This is a genomic window from Salarchaeum sp. JOR-1 (genome assembly GCF_007833275.1).
In the GTDB taxonomy this organism is placed as follows: Archaea; Halobacteriota; Halobacteria; order Halobacteriales; family Halobacteriaceae; genus Salarchaeum.
On the sequence record NZ_CP042241.1, the window covers coordinates 2,315,184 to 2,333,853 of the forward strand.

The 18,670-nt window shown below is 55.0% G+C and carries 15 protein-coding genes; 3 read left to right on the forward strand and 12 right to left on the reverse strand.

The window, feature by feature from the left end; translation table 11 throughout:
* Positions 1–226: 226 nt before the first annotated feature.
* Positions 227–439 (forward strand): hypothetical protein, encoded by a 213-nt coding sequence (locus tag FQU85_RS13050; protein WP_145848631.1) that lies wholly within the window; start codon positions 227–229, stop codon positions 437–439.
* 271 nt (positions 440–710) lie between these two features.
* Here FQU85_RS13050 and FQU85_RS13055 read toward each other — a convergent pair whose 3' ends face one another.
* The 3 genes from FQU85_RS13055 to FQU85_RS13065 are packed head-to-tail and all read right to left on the reverse strand — an operon-like array spanning position 711 to position 3,436.
* Positions 711–1,064, reverse strand: coding sequence for a hypothetical protein (locus tag FQU85_RS13055; RefSeq protein ID WP_145848633.1), 354 nt, complete (start codon positions 1,062–1,064; stop codon positions 711–713).
* Between the two features lie 47 nt (positions 1,065–1,111).
* Positions 1,112–2,458, reverse strand: coding sequence for an alkaline phosphatase family protein (locus FQU85_RS13060; RefSeq protein ID WP_145848634.1), 1,347 nt, complete (start codon positions 2,456–2,458; stop codon positions 1,112–1,114).
* 3 nt (positions 2,459–2,461) lie between these two features.
* Positions 2,462–3,436, reverse strand: coding sequence for a phosphoadenosine phosphosulfate reductase family protein (locus FQU85_RS13065; RefSeq protein ID WP_145848636.1), 975 nt, complete (start codon positions 3,434–3,436; stop codon positions 2,462–2,464).
* A 1,590-nt stretch (positions 3,437–5,026) separates the two neighbouring features.
* Here FQU85_RS13065 and FQU85_RS13070 point away from each other — a divergent pair.
* The gene (locus FQU85_RS13070; protein WP_145848638.1) at positions 5,027–6,562 is read left to right on the forward strand and encodes a flippase; all 1,536 of its coding nucleotides are present in this window, start codon (positions 5,027–5,029) and stop codon (positions 6,560–6,562) included.
* Between the two features lie 8 nt (positions 6,563–6,570).
* Here the strand turns inward: FQU85_RS13070 and FQU85_RS13075 are convergent, their stop codons facing one another.
* Positions 6,571–7,566, reverse strand: coding sequence for a hypothetical protein (locus FQU85_RS13075; RefSeq protein ID WP_206022052.1), 996 nt, complete (start codon positions 7,564–7,566; stop codon positions 6,571–6,573).
* 389 nt (positions 7,567–7,955) lie between these two features.
* Between FQU85_RS13075 and FQU85_RS13080 the strand changes: the two genes are divergently transcribed.
* Positions 7,956–8,780: a transposase gene (locus FQU85_RS13080; protein WP_145846643.1), complete on the forward strand. Its 825-nt coding sequence runs from the start codon at positions 7,956–7,958 to the stop codon at positions 8,778–8,780.
* 21 nt (positions 8,781–8,801) lie between these two features.
* Here FQU85_RS13080 and FQU85_RS13085 read toward each other — a convergent pair whose 3' ends face one another.
* From FQU85_RS13085 to FQU85_RS13120, 8 genes are all read right to left on the reverse strand, one after another.
* Positions 8,802–8,996, reverse strand: a complete 195-nt coding sequence (locus FQU85_RS13085) for a hypothetical protein (protein ID WP_145848640.1) — start codon at positions 8,994–8,996, stop codon at positions 8,802–8,804.
* On the reverse strand, positions 8,993–9,769 hold the full coding sequence (locus FQU85_RS13090) for a hypothetical protein (protein WP_145848642.1): 777 nt from the start codon (positions 9,767–9,769) through the stop codon (positions 8,993–8,995). Before FQU85_RS13090 ends, FQU85_RS13085 begins: the two co-directional genes overlap by 4 nt.
* Positions 9,769–12,798 (reverse strand): hypothetical protein, encoded by a 3,030-nt coding sequence (locus tag FQU85_RS13095; RefSeq protein ID WP_145848643.1) that lies wholly within the window; start codon positions 12,796–12,798, stop codon positions 9,769–9,771. Before FQU85_RS13095 ends, FQU85_RS13090 begins: the two co-directional genes overlap by 1 nt.
* Positions 12,799–12,803: 5 nt before the next feature.
* Entirely contained in the window at positions 12,804–13,706 is a 903-nt protein-coding gene (locus FQU85_RS13100) for a hypothetical protein (RefSeq protein ID WP_145848646.1), read from the reverse strand.
* Positions 13,699–14,529: a hypothetical protein gene (locus FQU85_RS13525; RefSeq protein ID WP_206022053.1), complete on the reverse strand. Its 831-nt coding sequence runs from the start codon at positions 14,527–14,529 to the stop codon at positions 13,699–13,701. The genes FQU85_RS13100 and FQU85_RS13525 overlap by 8 nt, the downstream gene beginning before the upstream one ends.
* Positions 14,530–14,585: 56 nt before the next feature.
* Positions 14,586–17,732: an exodeoxyribonuclease V subunit beta gene (locus tag FQU85_RS13110; RefSeq protein WP_145848648.1), complete on the reverse strand. Its 3,147-nt coding sequence runs from the start codon at positions 17,730–17,732 to the stop codon at positions 14,586–14,588.
* A gap of 104 nt (positions 17,733–17,836) precedes the next feature.
* Positions 17,837–18,091 (reverse strand): hypothetical protein, encoded by a 255-nt coding sequence (locus tag FQU85_RS13115; protein ID WP_145848650.1) that lies wholly within the window; start codon positions 18,089–18,091, stop codon positions 17,837–17,839.
* 80 nt (positions 18,092–18,171) lie between these two features.
* Positions 18,172–18,531, reverse strand: coding sequence for a hypothetical protein (locus FQU85_RS13120; RefSeq protein ID WP_145848652.1), 360 nt, complete (start codon positions 18,529–18,531; stop codon positions 18,172–18,174).
* Between the last annotated feature and the right edge of the window lie 139 nt (positions 18,532–18,670).

Sequence of the window (18,670 nt, forward strand, 5' to 3'; positions counted from 1 at the left end):
GTTCGTTGACATGGGTTCTTCATTCACCGTGGGGAACCCGGCCCGCGTGTCACAGCACGCGGGCGTTCCTTCGACCGCTACGCCCTGAGGGCCGGGCTTTCACATCACTGGTTACTATTTGTAGTCACTTATAGGTTACTGCTCACAGTCACTATGACTGTAACCAGTAATTAAGTAACTGCACGCAGTAATAGGTACTATGGCAGAAGCCAGCCAACGAGCGGGTATGGTAGACGACCAGTACCGTGGACTCCTCACCGAGCGTGAGCGTGAAATCATCAAGGGGGAGGCAGACGTTTCCGACAACTACCGCTACCGAGTGGTGAGTCGCGTCCGAACCAAGATCGAGAACGTGGGTGAGGACGTGGAAATACTGGCGGAGAACCGCGACGATCTGCTCGAAGAGCTTCGAGATAAAGTCTGCGAGGGAGACGAGTGACGTCGAAGGGTTACGTGATAGACACTGCTATCGTTTTTGGAAGAAACATCATTCAAAGTCCAGAATATCTGTCGTGTTGAATAGCGGTGCTGGCTGGGATGGTTGAATTTTTGATTCGCTTGTCAGGGGCTGATGCCGGCGGTCTCAAAATCGGTGCCGCTTCACCGTGTCTCAGAGGATGCCATTCAACACAGCACAACCTTCTGCAATCCACCCGGGTGGAATGATGAGGCGAATGGCTGCGGGCGTCCGGGTGAATTCGGACGGCAGGTCAGGTGTCGTATCGGATTTCGCTGAGATGGTCCCAGAGTTCGACGCAGCCGGAGTCGTACTTGACGTTCCGGAGGTAGCCCGGACGACCGCCTTCGTCACGTGCGTCCTCGGAGGCCATCGCTCGGGGTGGGTTGCGGAAGAGGAGGTCGCCGATGAGGACGAGCGCGAACACGGAACTCACGCCGATCGCGAGGTTCTGCATTGCGGGAACGACACCGGCAAGACCGATTCCGACGGCGAACACGCCGGCGATGCCGAGGAGCATGTAGTCCGGACGGGAGACTCGTTCCTGGAGCGTCCGGTAGCCCTCTCGGCTTGCGGCGGGTTCGTGGGGTGGTTCGCCGTCGGTCATCGTGCGTGGCAGTGATAGCGTTTCTCTAAAAAACCTGGTGGTAGGGGTCAGACGAGGCTAGTGCCGTCGAACTCCCGCTGATCGTAGTCCATCTCCATCAAGTCGAGAATCGTGGGCGTGATGTCGTAGAGGTTCGTGTCCGCGATGCTGGCCGCTGGGTCATCGACGAAGAGCGTGGCGTCGTCGAACGAATGCATCCCGTTCCGCGGGCCGTGCTCGAACACGTCGTGGTCGTCACTGAACCCCGCCTTCAGGTCGAAGCCCTCACGGGGGATCGCGACGAGATCGGGCGCGATGTCATCGTGTGGGCCCGCGAACGCGTCCGCCTTCGTGACCACGCGCTCGATCACTGGGTCGCCGTCCGGGCCCGTGAGCGATTCGAGCTTCGCCGCGAGGTCGTTTCGAACGTCGTCGTAGTCCGCCTGGGGAACGCTCCCACGTGGCTCGCGGCCGTCGAGGTTGAGGTAGAACCGCCCCGGAATGAACGAATACGCCTTCGTCTCGCTACTGATGTCGTCAAGATTCTCCGGGTCGCTCGTTCGGAAGTCGAGCCAGCCCTCGGCGTGAAGCCACGTGTTCAGGTAGACCTCGTACGCCTCGGTCTGGAAGCCGTGATCCGAGGCGACGATAAGCGTCACATCATCCGGAAGCTGGTCGCGGAGCCGGCCGATGTACTCATCTACTTTCTCGTAGAAATCGAGAAACTCCTCCTTGTACTCGCCGTCCTGGGCGTAGTCGCCGTAGAGGAAGTGGTTCACGCGATCCGTGGTCATGAACACCCCGAAGAAGAGGTCCCAGTCGTCCGCCGCGATATAATGAGAGAACGCCTCGTAGCGCGCGTCCAGCGTCTCGTGGGCGTTCTCGATGAACGCGGACTTGTCGTCTTGGTGGCCGAGTTTCGCGTTCGCGTCGATCCGGTAGTCGATGGACTCCAGGTACTCTGCGACCTCCTGGTCCGAGGACGCCTTCTCGATGCCGGGGGAGAGGAATCCGGAGACCATGCGCTGGAGGTTCCCCTGGGGCGGGAAGGTGACGGGGACGTTCACTACTGTGGCGTCCCGGCCGGCGTCCGTGACGCGATCCCAGACCCGGGTCGCCTGCACGTCACGCCCCATCGGCACGTACGTCTCGTAGCTTCCGTTCTCCCGATCCTGGAACCCATACACGCCCGTCTCACCTGGATTCACGCCGGTGGTGAGCGCGGGCCAGCACGCCGACGACTCCGGCGGCACAATCGACTCGATCTCCCCACTTGCGCCGTCCTCACTGAGCGCGTGGAGGTTCGGGAACACGTCTGGGTTGTCCTGGATGAGGCTGTCGGGGACGCCGTCGATGCCGAGGAAGGCGACGCGGGGCTTGTCGGTGTCGCCGCGGAGTTTATCGAACAGCCCCATCGTTTACATGTACCCGAGATCGCGAAGCCGCTCCATCAGGTCTTCCTTGTCCTGGGCGCGGCCCGCACGCTCCGTGGTCTCTTCAAGGTTCTGCAACCACGCCGGTTCGTCCTCGGCCTTCTCCGTACTGACCTCCGACCCGAGACTCCGGAAGCCCTCGAAGTACTTCGGCGATATGGGGATGTCCGCGTGCGTGAGGTCGTTCGGGAGATCGTCGTAGGATTGGGGGACGTAGCCGTCGTCCGGGAATCCCGCGACGGTTTCGGGGACGACGTAGTACCAGAAGGCGTCCCAGACCGCGCGCTCGTCGAACTGCAGGATCGGCTGCACTCGATCGTGGGGCGGATAGATATCGGGGTCGTGACGCGGCGAGTAGAACGTCTCGTCGGCGCGGGCTTCCTGTTCGTCCCACCGAATCCCACTGAAGATGCCGTCCACGTCGTACTCCTCTAAGGCGTCATTGAGGGCGACGGTCTTCAGGAGGTGGTTGCCGACGTAGGTGTCGAGGAGGAACGGGAAGCTGTCTTCCTCGTACTCGAGGAGGTCGCGCACGTGGTGCTGGTTGTGCTCCGAGAGTTCGCTGATCGGGATGTCGTCGCCCGGCGTCAGGTCGTGTTCGGCGACATACTCGCCGACGTCCTCGTTCCGCGCGTAGATGACGTCGAGCTCCCACTCTTGGGCCCAGTAGTCGACGAAGTCATGGAGGTCGTCGAAATGCTGGAAGTGATCGATGAAGATTGCTGGTGGGAGGTCGTACCCGAACTCCTCCGCTACTTCCTTGACGAAGTAGAGCGTGAGGGTGGAGTCCTTCCCGCCCGTCCACATGATCGCGGGGTTCTCGTACTCCTCCAGGCCCTGTCGAGTGACTTCGATAGCCTTCTCGATCTTGTCTTCGAGACTCGGATACTCCTCGGGAGATTCGTTCTCGCCGCTACTGTAGTCGACGTCGAGATACTCCGGGAACGACTGACTGGCCATGACTATACCGACGACGTAGTCTGGGGAGGATAAAGGCTTGTTCATACCATCAGGTAGTGTTCAGATAAGCTTTTTTCGTGCGAATCCGAACGTTTGAAGCTGATTTTCGACAGTATCTGCTTCTAGATAGCTGAAACATCTATAGGGCAGGTTGGTTCGGCGTTATAATTCTCCAAGGAAACGTTCAACGCTGTTCCAATTACCGTGTTTCTCGTATCTGTAATCGAGCCTGTGTCGGGGCAGTATTGCTTGCAGCCATGGTGCAGAATCAACGAAATGTTTGTCGCAGAGTTCCGCGATAATCACCTCGGTGATCGTCCGATTTTTATTGGAGAACCCTTGTAGTACGGCAATCGTTTCGTGTCGGAACTGATAACAGCGTACAGCCAGAGCGTTCCATTTAGATGAATAATTTCCCGTCAACCGTAACACGATTCGTCTTTGCGCTATCAAGCGGCCGTAAATCTACCTTCGGTAACCAATTGCGACCGGTCGTTCGACACTCAACATATCAAAACTGAATTAGAATCCGGAAGCAGTAGTCCAATCAAATAAGTTGGATACCAAGCTTCAAGTCAGGTTCGAATTTCGTCTCTCCCACTAGAAACCTAACTCAAAGCAATCAGGACTCCAATGAGGCGGGAATTTCTGGCATGAACACTAGAAGATTGCCCCGTGTCACTCTTCATCCTTATCTGGACAGTACTCCTGTACAGACTAGTAAACTATATACGGCCAACATTTCGGCTTCGCGATAACTGGGGACCTCGTTGAAACCGGGGAAACAGTTATTAAAACCGCTATACTTTCGCTTCCTTTCAACAGCGGCCAACAGGCGATCGGATTTGCCTAAATCTAAATTTAACCCACTCAAAACTGCGCCCGATCACATTGTTGTTGTCACAGTCGATGCGTTGCGGCCAGATTCTGTCCCGGAAATCGGAATAGAGTTTTCACATGCTATTACACCGGGTACATGGACGTTCCCAGCAGTTACGAGCATTCTATCTGGACTGTATCCTCACGAACACGGGGCCAATACTATTGTCACAGATGGGGATGAAAACCAACAAGTACCCTCCGAGCCACAAGAGATAGCCAATCCCTCCGGTGGTTGGCCCAGTCTTACCGATATATACCCAGTAATTCTAAACACAGTGGGAGAGTCTGTCAAAGGAGAACTATGGACTGAACCAATCCCGGACGACAGAAGTGGTCTCTGTGAGGCCAGCCATTATGGAAGTGAGCGAAAAGCTGTCAATTGTGGAACGCAGAAATTACTTCGGTCAAAGAACGACAATATTACGTAGTTGGCTCCATTAACACTGATACGAATACTGGATCACTTTCGCGTGGGATCGATGACGAGTTAAATTCAAAACTTCTTTAAAAATGACTGGCTTCAAGTCAGACTCAATTAGTTAGTGGTTTTGCGGAAGAACAACTCGAAGCGCTTGGATATAAGTAATGTGTCTACGAGTAAGAATTTAATTTGGTCGAGAACTGATGGCGGAGTTCAAGCCAAGACTAGATAATATCGTTAATTGAGATAAGTTAATGGAAGCAATTTATACCAGTTATTGATGAAACATGGATGAGGATAATTTTGATGACGCTGGCGTCAGTACCCTTGCAACTCAGGGCGGTATCACCTTCTTTGGCAGTGTTTTCGGACGAGCGTTGGGTTTCGTCTTCACGATCGGAGTTACTAAATTAGTCTCTGCCTCAACGTTCGGAGTCTACTCACTCGGATTGGCTGTAATTCTCTTTACTAAATCAGTGGCCGATCTAAGTGTCTATCGGGGAATTGACTACTACATCCCCCAGTATCTTCCTGATGAGAACTACCAGAAAGCGCGAAATCTATTCGCCACCACGACTGTAATTGCGCTTCTTGGAACCGGACTTGCAGTACTCGTCCTCTGGTTGGTTACGCCACAGATAGCCTCGATATTTGGGGAGGGGAGATTAACCGAGATACTACCAATTCTATCTCTTGCACTCCCATTTCTGGCTTTCCGCGATATCGTGATTCGCATGTTTATCGCAATAAAGCAATTGAAGTATCGAGTGTTTCTACGTGATCTTCTTCTTCCTGGAGGGAAACTACTTGTCACACTGGGCCTCATATTTGCAGGTTACGAACTTGTGGCCCTATTGGGGGGATACCTATTGTCGGTAATCGTGGTGGCTCTCGCAGGAGTTATTTTCCTGCAACGCCGGGTCGGCTGGTTGTTTGACGGCCCAGTCGAAGGTTTCGGGCTGGGCGAATTATTCTCCTATTCTCTTCCGTTAGTCTTCGCTGGCGTAATTTATGCGACAATCAGCCAAATAGATTTCTTTATAATTGGATATTACCCGAATACAAATTCGAAGGATCTTGCAATATATAAGGTAGCTAATCTCCTGGGGGTTAATATACTGATATTTTTGAACTCATTGGCACCAGTCTTCAAGCCAATGGTTACCGAGGTAAAAAATGACAATGAGTTGCTCAACAGCCGTTACAGTCTCGCAGCACGCTGGATACTTTTATGCACCCTCCCAATTGCACTGACACTCATCTTAGCACCAAGGACATATCTATCTCTGCTGTTCACTCCCGTATACGCCGCTGGCGCAGGAGCGTTAATTGTTCTTGTACTCGGCTATCTAGTGAATTCCTCAGTAGGCCCAGAAGGGATGGTTCTTGAGGGACTTGGATTTACCAGATTGACTTTAGCAAACACTGTTTTGATGGTCAGTGTAAACGCTCTCCTCGATCTTCTCCTCATACCACGACTCGGAATTCTCGGTGCTGCAGTTGGAACTGCAGTGGGAATTACATGCGGCGTTATCGCAGGAGTTCTCGAACTCCGATATTTCCGGGGACTCTTGCCCTTTGATAGAAGAACCGTCTACGTCCTTCTCTCAGGTGTGCCACCGCTGTCTGTTGGATGGATTGTTACCGCTTTAATCGACAGCCAATTACTCCTCGCAGTAACCCTCCCAGTTATCGTCCTTGTATCCTATCTAATCCCTCTCCAGATCTTCGATGTCTTTGGTGAAGAAGACAAATTGGTTGCAGACCTCATCGAAAAGAAATTTGGAGTTGGCCTACTAGGTTGGTTCATTCACCGGAAATAAATACCTCGTCACCGATACCCGAGGGCCTCAAGTTTTTCTTCGAGATCTTCTTCAAACGTGTCCGCGGTATCTGTTGGCGGCTCGGAGACAGTGTGTCGACGTGGGCCATGATTGATGACTAGCCAGGGTACCTTGCACAGTTCGACAGTATGAGGATGGCGATAGTGCTCGTAAAGTTTTCCTAATATGGGGTATGGTTGTTCACCGAACATTTCCCCATGATCTGCTGAAACAACCACCTTTCCGTCGATCTCTGAGATAAGTTCTTCTACTTCCTCCAGGACGATATCGAGCGTTTCACGATATGCCTTCCTCGCTTTTTCGACCTCTATCTCGCCATCAGCGACCGCCTCAAAGAGTCTAATCTTATCTGACTGGTCGTTTGGATCGACTCCACCGAGATTTAATTGGTCGCGTAATTTGTCCCCCGTCGGGCCTAGTGGCGGATCGTGGGGCTGCATATAATGAACAATTACCCGTTTATCGTCATACTCATCATGGGCACGTATCGCCGCATTTGTAACCGTCTCAGGCCTCACACAATTTGCCTTAGTATCCCAACTAGATAACGGGTCGTCAACAATTGCGTGGAATACTCCGTCATCTATGCGATCAACATGAGGGTTTGCAGTTACATAAACTGTATCATGTAATTCTCGTCCAGCAAAATTCTCTCTGATGAACTTTGGGCTATCCGGCCCTTGAGAAATCCGACTATCTAGTGTCCCCGGTAAATCATTTTGATTCTCGAAATCATCATAGCGGCACGCATCTAAGAGAATGAGTGTATCCCAATCTGCCTCCATAACATCAATCCCGGACCCAAACCTAAACTGGAATATTCGATTGAACAAGGGTTTAAAAAGATTAGAAATCTTTGCCACATTGGGGCGATCCGTGATACCACCCCCGAGCCGAGCCTGAATAAATAATTGGGCTTTTAATATTAACTGAACAATCCCGTGTTCCTTATAGATTTCAAATACTCTCCTCAGTAGAGACATGAAGGATTCCCCATCTTATGAGTGGAACCTGACCCGGCGCATATTTCCAATCTTCGGTTTGAATTCCGTCCTGTTATCTGGCCCTGTACAATGATATGCCGATAAATGGTTTAACACTCAACCAAACAATATTTCTTCCATGGATGTGGGAATCTTTGCAACACAGTCCCTCTATGACTCTAATACCCAGAACTCAATCTCTGGGCGCATTCAGGCCCCATCCAAACGGCAAATATACTATCGCTCATCCCGAGAGGCCGTAACAACCATTGTGGAAGCCGTGATATCTTGCTAAATCCAGTGTCTGAATGACTGCTCTATTGAAAATGGAAGACGGCGGCAGGATTACTCCGTAATGAGTTTGAGGAAATGAGGTCGAGACGGCGATTATGGGAGTCGCTTTACTCGACCTCGTTGAGACAGCACTACGTGTAGCTAAACAAGCGTTGGGGAAACGAGCGGGCAAGCCCGACTCAGGCGGGCTTGCCCGCGAGGCCCACATCGTCGCTCACTGTATTCGCAAGGAGGAGGGCCACAGCTACGTCGAACTCGTTGATCGGCTGAGTCTCATGCCGGCGGTCTGCGACCGCCTCGGCATTCACCCGGACGCGCCGCCTGATCCAACCACGTTCTACCACTCGTTCGACCGCTACGCGATGTACGTCTGGCGGGCGTTGCTGCGCATTTCCGCGCAGCAACACCCGCAGTCTGGTCACGTCGCACTGGACAGTACGTTCTTCGAACGGAAACAAGCCTCACAACACTATCTCCAGCGGTGTGGGCGAAGTGTCAAGACGATCAAAGCGACGACGCTGACCGATACAGAATCGTTGGCGGTGCTGGACGTCCACTGCTGTATCGAGCGTGAACACGATACGAAGGCTGGCCCGCGGGTCGTCCGCCGGAATGCGGACGACCTGCGGGCCGTGGCCGCCGACAACGGCTTCCAAGACTGGCATACCGAATACGAGATCGCTGCACATGATATCGAGTACCTCGTTCACTACCGCGGTTCAACAGCGAAGGCAACCGCGAATAACGCACTCATCCGAGCGAAGGGCTACACACAGCGATGGATGGCAGAAACGTCTTACTCGACGGTCAAGCGAACGCAGGACTCCGCCCTGCGTTCGCGGTTCTGGTACCGCCAGTTCCGTGAGATCGTTCTCCTGTTCGCGCTCAACAACCTCAAGAAGCTCGCCAAAACGCTATGATCCCGCTCCCGTACCGCATTTTCAATAGAGCAGCTCACTCCAGTTTGGAATGTCGAGGGCCTGAAGATAGGGTCCGCGAGAACCGACGAACGGGTCATCCGAATCCGTGGTCTGGAATCGCTGATGAACGTTCCGCGCGGCGTTACCGAGGTCGCCGAGCAGGTATGCCTCATAGGCGTCCTTGATCTGTTCTGCGCGGCGAGCAGGATCGTTCATCGGGTATCGATCTCCATTCGAATTGCCGATTCGAGGTCATCGACGCCTTTCATCTCCTTGATGACCTCGACAGAGAGTTCGTTCAGACGGACGCTACCCTCCTCCGCGAAGCGCTTGAGTATGTCCATGGCATCCTCGCTCAGTCCGTGTTCCTCCTGGAACGAATCCCATCCGTGCTTTCCGGCGTTCTGTTCCCACTTATCGGTCAAGTTGTCCCACCGGGACTCCAGAGACGATAGGGTTCTGTCCTCGTCCCAGATCGACTCGTTGAGGAACGCATCCATGTCCGATAACACCTCCTCGAAATCGCTCCCGGCACCCCCGATGATCTGATTGAGGTCACGGGCGGATTCGATTTCCCCTTCCCATTCCCGCTGGTGTTCTCGAATCGCGTCTATCGTCTCGCTCCGAGCATGACGAACTACCTCTCGAGCGTCCTCGACGCTCTGGAGGATTTCATTCGTCCGCCTGTCTTCGGCCGCACTGAGCACTTCCTCATCGGTGATGTCAGAGACCTCACGGACACGACGGACCGCCCTATCTACTTCGTCGAGGCGGTCGCCGCCGAAGACGCTCGTTAGCACTCCGTCGTAGAAAAGCAGGCCTTCGACGGACGAGTCGAGACTGCTGAGTTCCCGCCCCAAATCCCCGATGTTGTCCTTCGCTCGCCGGATCTCCGCTTCCAGATCGTTGGCCCGTTCGGCACGATCCGCTTTCTCCCCGATCTCCTCGATTTTCCGCTCGAGTTCGTCCTCGAACTGAGATTCGCTCATTACTGGACACCTCCGATAGTCTGCTGGACTGAGTCGCGCGCGTCACTGAACACCTCGAACTCTGTCGAGGACTCGACCTGATCTCGGAAGTCGCCGACTTCGCTACCTTCGGCGTCTTCCAACGCCTCGACCATCTCCGCAAAGACCTCGTACACTTCCCATGCAGCGCTCTCGTTCAGACTACGCTGATATTCGTGTAGAAGAGCGATTGACGAGATTGCGTCGTCCGTCTCCGCGTCTTCGATTTCATTGAGAGTTGACCGGAAATCTCCAAGACCGAGGTCACTCTCGGAATCGTTCAGTAACTGCCCGACGTCCCCCCATTTCTGACGGTGGGTGACGTTGAGCGGCCCCAGCGCGCTTTCCATTTCATCGTAAAGTTCAGCTAATTCCTCCTGAGTATGGCTCAGGTGGTGGAACCTCCGGTAATGGTCGGTTTCCTCCTGGAGATCTCCGACGTCCACTTGCTGTTCCACCTTCTCCAGTTCACCCGCTAGGTCGGAGAAGTCCTCTACAATCTTCCCGAAGCGCTTCTGAGAGTTGTTTCGAGTCGTCCCGATTCTGTAGGCGTCCGCTAAATCATCGACGCTCGTCGTACTTAGACCGCTCAGGTAACTGTCGAGATTCTCGGACACGCCGTTGATGGCTTCATTGAGGCGCTCGTAATCCACTACGTTCTCTTTCAAGAGGAAGAAGCCTCGTGCGAGGCTTCCGATGTCTCCCGTGTGATTGGAGGCCCGCTCGAAAGCGCCTTCGAGGCCCTGTGGGAGTTCTATCCCGACGTCGGATTGGTAGCTGAGGGGGGACGTCTCCTCCATCTGGTACCCCTCGAAGACCAGTTCGGGCGAAAGATCGGTTTTCCCCTTACCGATATTCATCACCAGGAAGTGAGCAAGGACGACGAACTCCTCTATAGTCATCTGCTCGGGGAGGTGGCCTTCGATGTCCCGCCGCATCCGACCCCGATACTCCACGACCTTGTCGGTCGCCCAACCCCGGAGTTTGTCGAAATTGGCGTCGTCTTCAAACGAGTCCGCGTACCCGTGGTGGAGCATCTGACGGTATAGTTCCTCATTTTCCGTACCGTGGGGTACTTCGAAACTCATCGACGCCGGCGAGTCGGCACCTCGTATAACCACGGGCGGCTCTGATCCCCGGTCGAAATAGATCCCCGTGGTGTTCCTCGCCGTGGAGTTCTCGTTCGCAAGTCTTGTCGGGTCGTGCCACCTCTCCAGCGTGGCCACCACGCCGTCTCGGAACCGATCCGCGGATGCGTACTCCGTACCGTCCATCAGCCAACTCTGGAACTCCCGGTAGTCCTCTGGCGGAACTTCAACTTCCGGTTCCGGACCCGGACGTCCTTCTTCATCATCTCCTTCATCCCCCTCTTCGTCCGTTTCTTCCTCCACTTCCTCCGATTCATCTTCCTCCGGTTCCCGGTCGGCTTCGTCTTCGTCATCGGTGTCGATGCGCTCGGAGGTCGGCTCAGCTCCCGGTTCGCGCTCGATGACAGTCACGTCCCCCGCTGCGAAGCTGGTGTCGAAGAAGACGTTCCCGTCTTTTTCCGCCGCCCCGTGCGTATCAACTCCAAACGCGTCGAACACCTCGGTCGGAAGCCAGAGCTGTCCCCGGTGTTTCAGTGCGTACCATTGAGTCAACTCGAGGCACGGCGTGGAGTGCTCGTTGATTCCGATGAGGTAAGGGCGTTGGCGGACGTAGGAATTGTTCTGTACTGCCTCGAACGGAGGCACGTCCGAGGTCAGGCATTCTGCGATGACGTGGACGAGTAAAATTCGCGGCGTCTGCTGGAGGTTGCCGTCCTGCACGAGGTTGGCATAGACGTGTCGGATGAACGCTTCGTTGAACGGGTACACCGAATCGAACGCCTCTTCAGGCACCTCGGCACTCGCTTCGGAGTGTTCCTTGATCGCGTCGAGGTACGCCTTAACGAGGACGACGGGAGCGCTCTGCCCTTCGAGGAAGTAGGCCTGACCGTTGTCGTCGGTCATGCTGAGATACCCCTGAGTCCGCTGTTTCATGTAGGTCAACGAGTCTTCGCTCGTCGATAGCGCGTCGTCGATATTCTCGCGCTCCCACCCCGTCGTCCATCCCATAATGACGTCGTAATGGCCGCTGGACAACTCGAAGATATGGTCCAACAGATCGTCTTTGAGCACGCTGAACGTGGTCAGGTCCTCACAAATCAGAACCGGGCGCTTGCCCTCTTCGACGTAAGCTTCGGAGATGTCCTCTAACTCGCGCTTGAAGTCCTCGATGCCGATGTTCCGGGTCAGCAGATCGTGAACAGCGCGGCGAACTACGGGATAGACGTCGTCCTCTCGCTTGGTTTCCCCGAACGCGCTGAAACAGATACGTCCGTAGTCCTCGCGGGACAGCAGGTACTCCTTGATGTCCTGTTCTTGGCCTTCCTTCTCCACGGACTCCTGATACTCTTCGATATTCTCGACGAGAATGGTTCTGAAATCCTCCGCATTCGAACGGGGTTCGAGGAACTCCTCCAAGTCGAAGCTTCTGAGGGCGCCCTGTCCTTTGTAGAACGTGTGGAGTCCCTGGATGATGAAGTCCGCGACGTCTTCCGGGTTCAGCGAAGAAATGTCGTTGACCTCTTCGTATTCTTTGTCGATGGGGTCGTGGAGGATCTCCAGAATCTCGTCTAGCCTGGTGTTGCTCCTGGAGATGTGGATTGCGACGTGTTCGTCGTCGGTCCCATCGCTCTCGCCGTAACCGTTGATCTCGTACTCGAGCCACTGGCAGAGATGGCTCTTCCCGCTCCCGACCTCACCCTTGACGATGAAGATGCGGTTGTCGTCTTCGAGGTCTGAATCCAGAACTGCGTCCCGGAACTGGGACTCCGTCACGAAGGCGTCGTCTCCGCTGTGGGGGCGCAGTATCTCCGCCCGTATCTTGTCTATCTCGACGTGGGTCTCTCGGAAGACCTTGGGAGTCTTCTGCTGTGACTCCGGTTTGATGAAATCCTCTACGACATCTCGGTCCCAGTTGCGAACCATTTGAGTCATGCTTCGTACCTCCGTTCCGACCTTTCGAGTGGGTGCCAGTACGAAGGTCTGTCTGGCGCAGCCTCGATCGTATAATCGGCTGGCGTCTGACTGTTATCGATGCTCATCGGAAGGTCTACGACTTCACTCCGGTCGGACATCCCCGTGAGTGACAAGGCACCGTCCGCGACGAGGCTCTCTAGGACATCGGCAACCCCGACGTGGACTGCCGGTTGTCCTCCAGTCCGACTGAAGACCGGGAAGAAATTCCCGTCGATCCACTCCAGAGCGGATAAAACGCTATCCCCGTTCGCCCGGTGACGTTGATGGTGGAACAGCAGTTCGTGAAGCACTGCTCTGCTCGGGGACAGCAGTATCTCGTCGTGGTCAGAGGAGAACGAGAGACCTCCGAGAGGCGCGAGGAGATTCGCCCACATCAGTATTTTCTCCTCCCTCCACTCGAGGTCGTAGTCGGTCTCCCGATCGACCTCGATCACAAGGTCGTCCACGGAGACGCGACGAACCCCGTAGTGCCCCACGTCTGCTGAGATCTCCTGAACGGCGACCTCGTAGATGGCGGCGAGGTGGGATTGCTTTCCTGTCTGCTGCCCTATGTGATAAAGGAGCCTCGGTTCGAACGTGAGTTCAAATTCTGGAAAGAGATCCCGGTTCATCGGGTTGAGGACATCTTGTCCCGTCTGTTCCACCATGTCCAATGTCCGCAAGAACCGAAGGCAGTTGTCGATGTGGTCTGTTTCGAGGCCCGACGAGCATGGACGGCCAAACCGGTTTTCGATCTGTGAAAGCGGAGTCATGGGGTCAATATCGGTATAAATTGACTTGAGTTCGGCCCCACGAACCGTCCCGTAGCCTGTCAGGAGCTTTTCCGGTTTCGACGTGTTGTATTCGTAGTCAGACATCGGCGTACAGTTCTGCGTTCTGTTGGCGTCGTTCGTCGAGACGATCCGTTCTAAACTGACACTGCGTGAGCATCGAATCCATGTTGTTCGCTATTTTCTGAACGTCTCCTCGTTCCGTCCACGAGCGTAACGCCTCCCGGATTCGTTCCGTGTACCTGTCGAGAATCTCCTGTAGATCGTGCTCGACGAAGTAATAGAGCGGGTCCCAGGCCGGACTGTTCGGAGGCGCCTTCTCGTAATCGAATAGTTCCGGAAGAGTGCTGGCTGGCGCACCAACGGCGTTGTGACAGTCCGAGATCTGGTGATAGTAGAGGTTTTTGGAGCCCCGGTTGGTCGAGACAGGTAACGCCGAATCTAGGTTGTCCCGGATATAGCTCGTTACCCGCGACTCGTAATCGATCCCCTTGTTCGGCGTGAACTCATCCACGAAGGAACGCTCGGTCGTGTATGCCGGTGTCCGTGGTGCGTTGGTATCAGAGACGACGATGTAAATGTCGTCTTCTGATCGCTGCTTCAGGAGCGACCTAACGAGGTGTTGCTCGCCGTATTCGGTCAGCCCCTCTTGGCTCACGACGTGGACCAAGGGGAACTCTATCTCGTGAGGGTCTACATCCTCCGGACCGAAGTAGGTGTACGAAACTGGCTTGAAATCGTTGTCCCAGAGGTCTGTGTGTATGATCCTGTCGTACCCGTGCTCTATCAGCAACGGGAGGCTGCGTAATTGAGCCCTCGGCTCGTGGGTGTGCTCACCGACGTATGGATCTCGAATGACGATGAGGTTCGCATACGTCTGGCCGGTCAGTGAGGAGAGCCCTGATTCCACGAGTTGTGACAACCCGCGGTCACCTGATAAATGTATTGGAGGGATAGACCTTCGGCCTACTGCGAGCCGTGGTATTCAGGACGGGCGGGACAGTTCCAGCGTAAATCACACTCGGAACAGGTTCCCTCAGATGGCGCGTCCGCGGGAGATATGTCGAACCAATCGCCGCCTTCTCGATCCTGTTCGATGTCATCTACGGTTTCTTCGAAAGCGGAGAGTGAACTCTCCACTGAGCCCTCTTGGAAATTGAGTTCGAAGACCGCATTGTCTCGATCGTCTTCTCCCAAAAAGTAGATGACTCCCCTCTCGGGATATTTGCCCTGCTGATAGCGGTATAGTTCTGCATAGGTGTTCAGCTGGGCTTGGTAGTCGTTCAGCTCCCGACTCCCGTCCGGCCGTTGTCCCGCCTTGTAGTCCCAGATCTCGTAACCGTCTACGTCGTCCCCCGCGAGAACGTCAACGACCCCTTCCAGAACGAAGTCATCCCGGTTGCTCTGAAGGCGGTGTTCGGTGTCAACGACTCGCGGGTAGAGCCGCTCGCCTTCCTTCCTGTTGAAGCGTTGGATGTACGAGAGCGCAGTGTCTTCGGCCTCTTGGCTCATCGGATAGATATTCCGGGCTTTCAGCGCTTCGGCCACCTCGCGGAAGTACGTGGCAATCTCGTCGTCGGTCGGGATCGTGCCTTCGTCGATGTCCTCGATTTCACCCGCGTAGTGTCGGTGTGCTCTATCCAGCGTTTCGTGGACCACTCGTCCGAAGAAGAGCTGTGTGACGTGGTTGGGTGCGAAATCGAGTTCGTTGTAATACCCGTACTGGCGCTTACACCGGCGGTAGGCTAGGACGTCACCGGTGATGCTATACCTGCGTTTCAGCCCGACATCGCTGTGGGGGCCGACACTTCCACCCACCAAGTTGAGGAAGTCGTCAGCGGATTCGATTTCTCTGGCCCCTGTGAACCAGTTCTCTGTCAGAGGGTCACCTTGTTCGGTATAACCCAGGGAGAGATCAGTCGTCGCCCCCTCTTGGTCAAGTAGAAGTAGGTCGTCCTCCGCTCGGGAGTACGCCACGTAGAAGCGGCGGATCTCGTCTCGATTGGCTCTCTCGTCAGTAGTTCCAGTCGGGTGTATGTCGGCATACGGCTCTAATTGGTCCTCCAGCCAGTAGGTGCCGCCCGTCCAAGGTTCGCTGTCCAGGTCACTGACGAAGGTCACCGGGAATTCGAGGCCCTTGGCCTGGTGAACGGTCATCATCTGTACGAAGCCGTCCGGGATCTGGTCGTGGGGATCCTCTGGTTCGTCGAAATCGGACGCCTCCAGGTACCCGCAGAACACGTAGTAGAACGAGCCGAGGAATTGAGTTGATACGGACAGCGTTCTCGAAGACTTCTGCATGTGTTCCGGTCCGGTGATACTGGCGAAGGAGTCGAACAACTTGGAGAGGCGACCGAGCCTCTTCCCTCGCTCCGGGCGATCGGGAGTCTCGATCCATGTCTGGAATGGCTCGAACGAGAGGATCCGGTAGAGAAGTTCGAGGACGGTGTATCCCAGCGACTCGCTGTCACCTGCACGTCTGAGTTCGCGCCGTTTCCTGCGGACGTAACTGTCCAGCTCTGTCGCATCGTGGTCGTCAACGAACTCATCGAATTCCTCGTGCCAGTCCTCGATCTGTCCCTTAACTCGGCCCATAACGCGTGCCGCTTCCACTCCCTCCAGTTCGGGATCGAGACAGCGAATAACAGCGCTCAGCGCGAACTGGACTTCCTCCTGTTCCAGAAACGCCTTGTTTCGAGGATTGTGAACGGGAATATCCCGATCCCGGAGAGCTTCCGCGTATTTGCCGGCCCATCGGGAGGTCTCCTTCGTGCTCTTGAAAAGGAACGCAACTTGGCTGTAATCCTCGATGTACCCTTCGTCGTGGAGCTCTTCGACTAATTCAGCCGCTGTTTCCGCGGGATGTTCGTCACTGTCACCGATCAGGAGCGACTTGACACTCTTCCGTTCCCCCGTCTCCTCCCGGCCCACGTCCATCGACTCCTTGTTCGGAGCGCGTGCCCCCTCTCGCTGCATGAGGGGGTACTCGTTCATATATCGGTTACACCAGTCCACGATATCTTCCGTAGAGCGGTAGTTCGTGTTCAACTGCTCCCGCTGAACGGATTCACCAAATCGCTCCTCAGCGCGCTCCGGGAACTGAATCAGACACTCCACGGTACCGCCCCTGAAGCGATACAGAGCCTGGTCATCGTCACCGACAACGGTTAGATTCGGACTATCGAGCTCCTCCGTCAATCGGAAGTAGAGCTCTTGCTGAAGCGGATTCGTGTCCTGGTACTCGTCAACGAGGATGTGTTCGAGAGGCGGGCGCTCGCGCTCCGGTTCCCCTTGAATGAACCGGCTGCCGGCCTCGCTTCCTATGAAGTCGATGAACCGCTCTAGAAGGCGGGCAAAGTCACATCGGTGATTCTCCTGTAGAGTCTCGCGGTATCGCTCAAGTCCCTCAGCGCAGACCCGCCACTCGGGTTCCGGGGCGCGACGCAGAGCCTCCGTGTCCGCCAAGTACTGGGACACCCGATTGAATATCTGAGAAGCACCATCGGTCGCCTGCCACTTGTTTGGGCCGTACTGAGGGCTGACGCCGCGCGGCAGCACCTTCTCGAAAAACTCCCACGCGTCTTCCGATAGTTCGTCCGAAGAGACCGTCTCCCAGTTCTCTGCGTCGGCATTCCCTTGGAGAACGGACACGAAGTCACAGTTGTTGTACATGAAGAGCTGCTGACCGTCTTCGTCGAGGAGTTCTGTATTCGCGTAGGCGGGATACCGATACTCCTGCATTATATCGTTACAGAGGGAGTGAAGGGTCCCGATGTGGATTTCGTTGACATCGACGTCGTCCTCGAATCCGAATCGGTTCAACCGGTCAACAATCCGCTCTTCCAGGTTCTGAGCGGCCTTCTCGGTGAACGTCGTGAGGAGGATACTTCCCGGAGCGACGTCGTCAACGAGAAGGAGTTTGAGCGTCCGCGAGATCAGCACCTCGGTTTTTCCACTTCCCGGTCCCGCAGTAATCCAAAGCGGCCCGTCGCCCGCGAGTATCGACCGCTCTTGGCTGTCGTTGAATTCCCAGTCCTCGTCATCGAATCGCTCTCTGTTCGCTTCTTCCAGTAACGAGATGAAGGCGTCCTCAGAAAGCGGGAGAGATGGCATGTGTCAACCCTCATTACCCGGTCAAATAAGCATGGCGTCGGGGTTCTGAGAGCTCACTTACCGATGCCCCCCTAGGTTCCATCTATAGTGACCCAGCAGTAAGGCTACTCACTCCAGCACTGAACCGATTCATCCTCTATCTCGCAGATGAAAAAGTCCTCCTCGGGATACAGAATGAATCGATCCTCGTCGTCGTTCTCAACGTATTCTACGTCGTCTATAACCCAATCAGAGTCTTCATTCCCTTCCCAAGTGTAATAGTTCGGCTCGCCCTCTACAGCAAAGTCGAGGATACCGGAGCCGCTCCCTAAGATATGTTCCACTTGCTCAAGGCGTGACCTCTCTGTTATTCTGACCATGATTGACCTATTTGGCCCCACGCCCATTAATTCGGCACCTGTGGTAGTAGTCTGCTATGAGCACTGAATGAGAAGCCGTACTACTCGTCCGGTTCTCCGAGAGATACCGACTTAGTGAATGCACACACCATAGCATATTGGTTGAGTCGGTCTGTAACCCTGATCTCCTTCCGTTGCTCATCATATTCAACGAGGCCGGCTGAAGCGAGCCTAGGCAGATGCCGTTGAATCAGCCCGTTGTAGGCCGATTCGTACTCATCTGCTCCGATTCGATGAGGGGGTGTGCCGGTTTCAACAGCGCGGATTACTCGCGCGACATGTCGAACCTCGACATCGACACCTGAGTCAAACATCGAGAGGTACTCAACAACCAGAAACCGCCTTTGATTCCCCAGGAGGGCGTGAACCTCGGCAGGTTTGTATCCCTCAGTGACGCTCATACTATACCACCGGAGCCTGACTGTCTGCTCTCATGACCGGTAGCGGTACAGCCGTTGAACTTTTGCGGATCGTCGTCGTCAGAGTACATGCTGTCTCACCAGACAGCGCGGGTGCGGTGTCTCAGCACCGGACCCACTT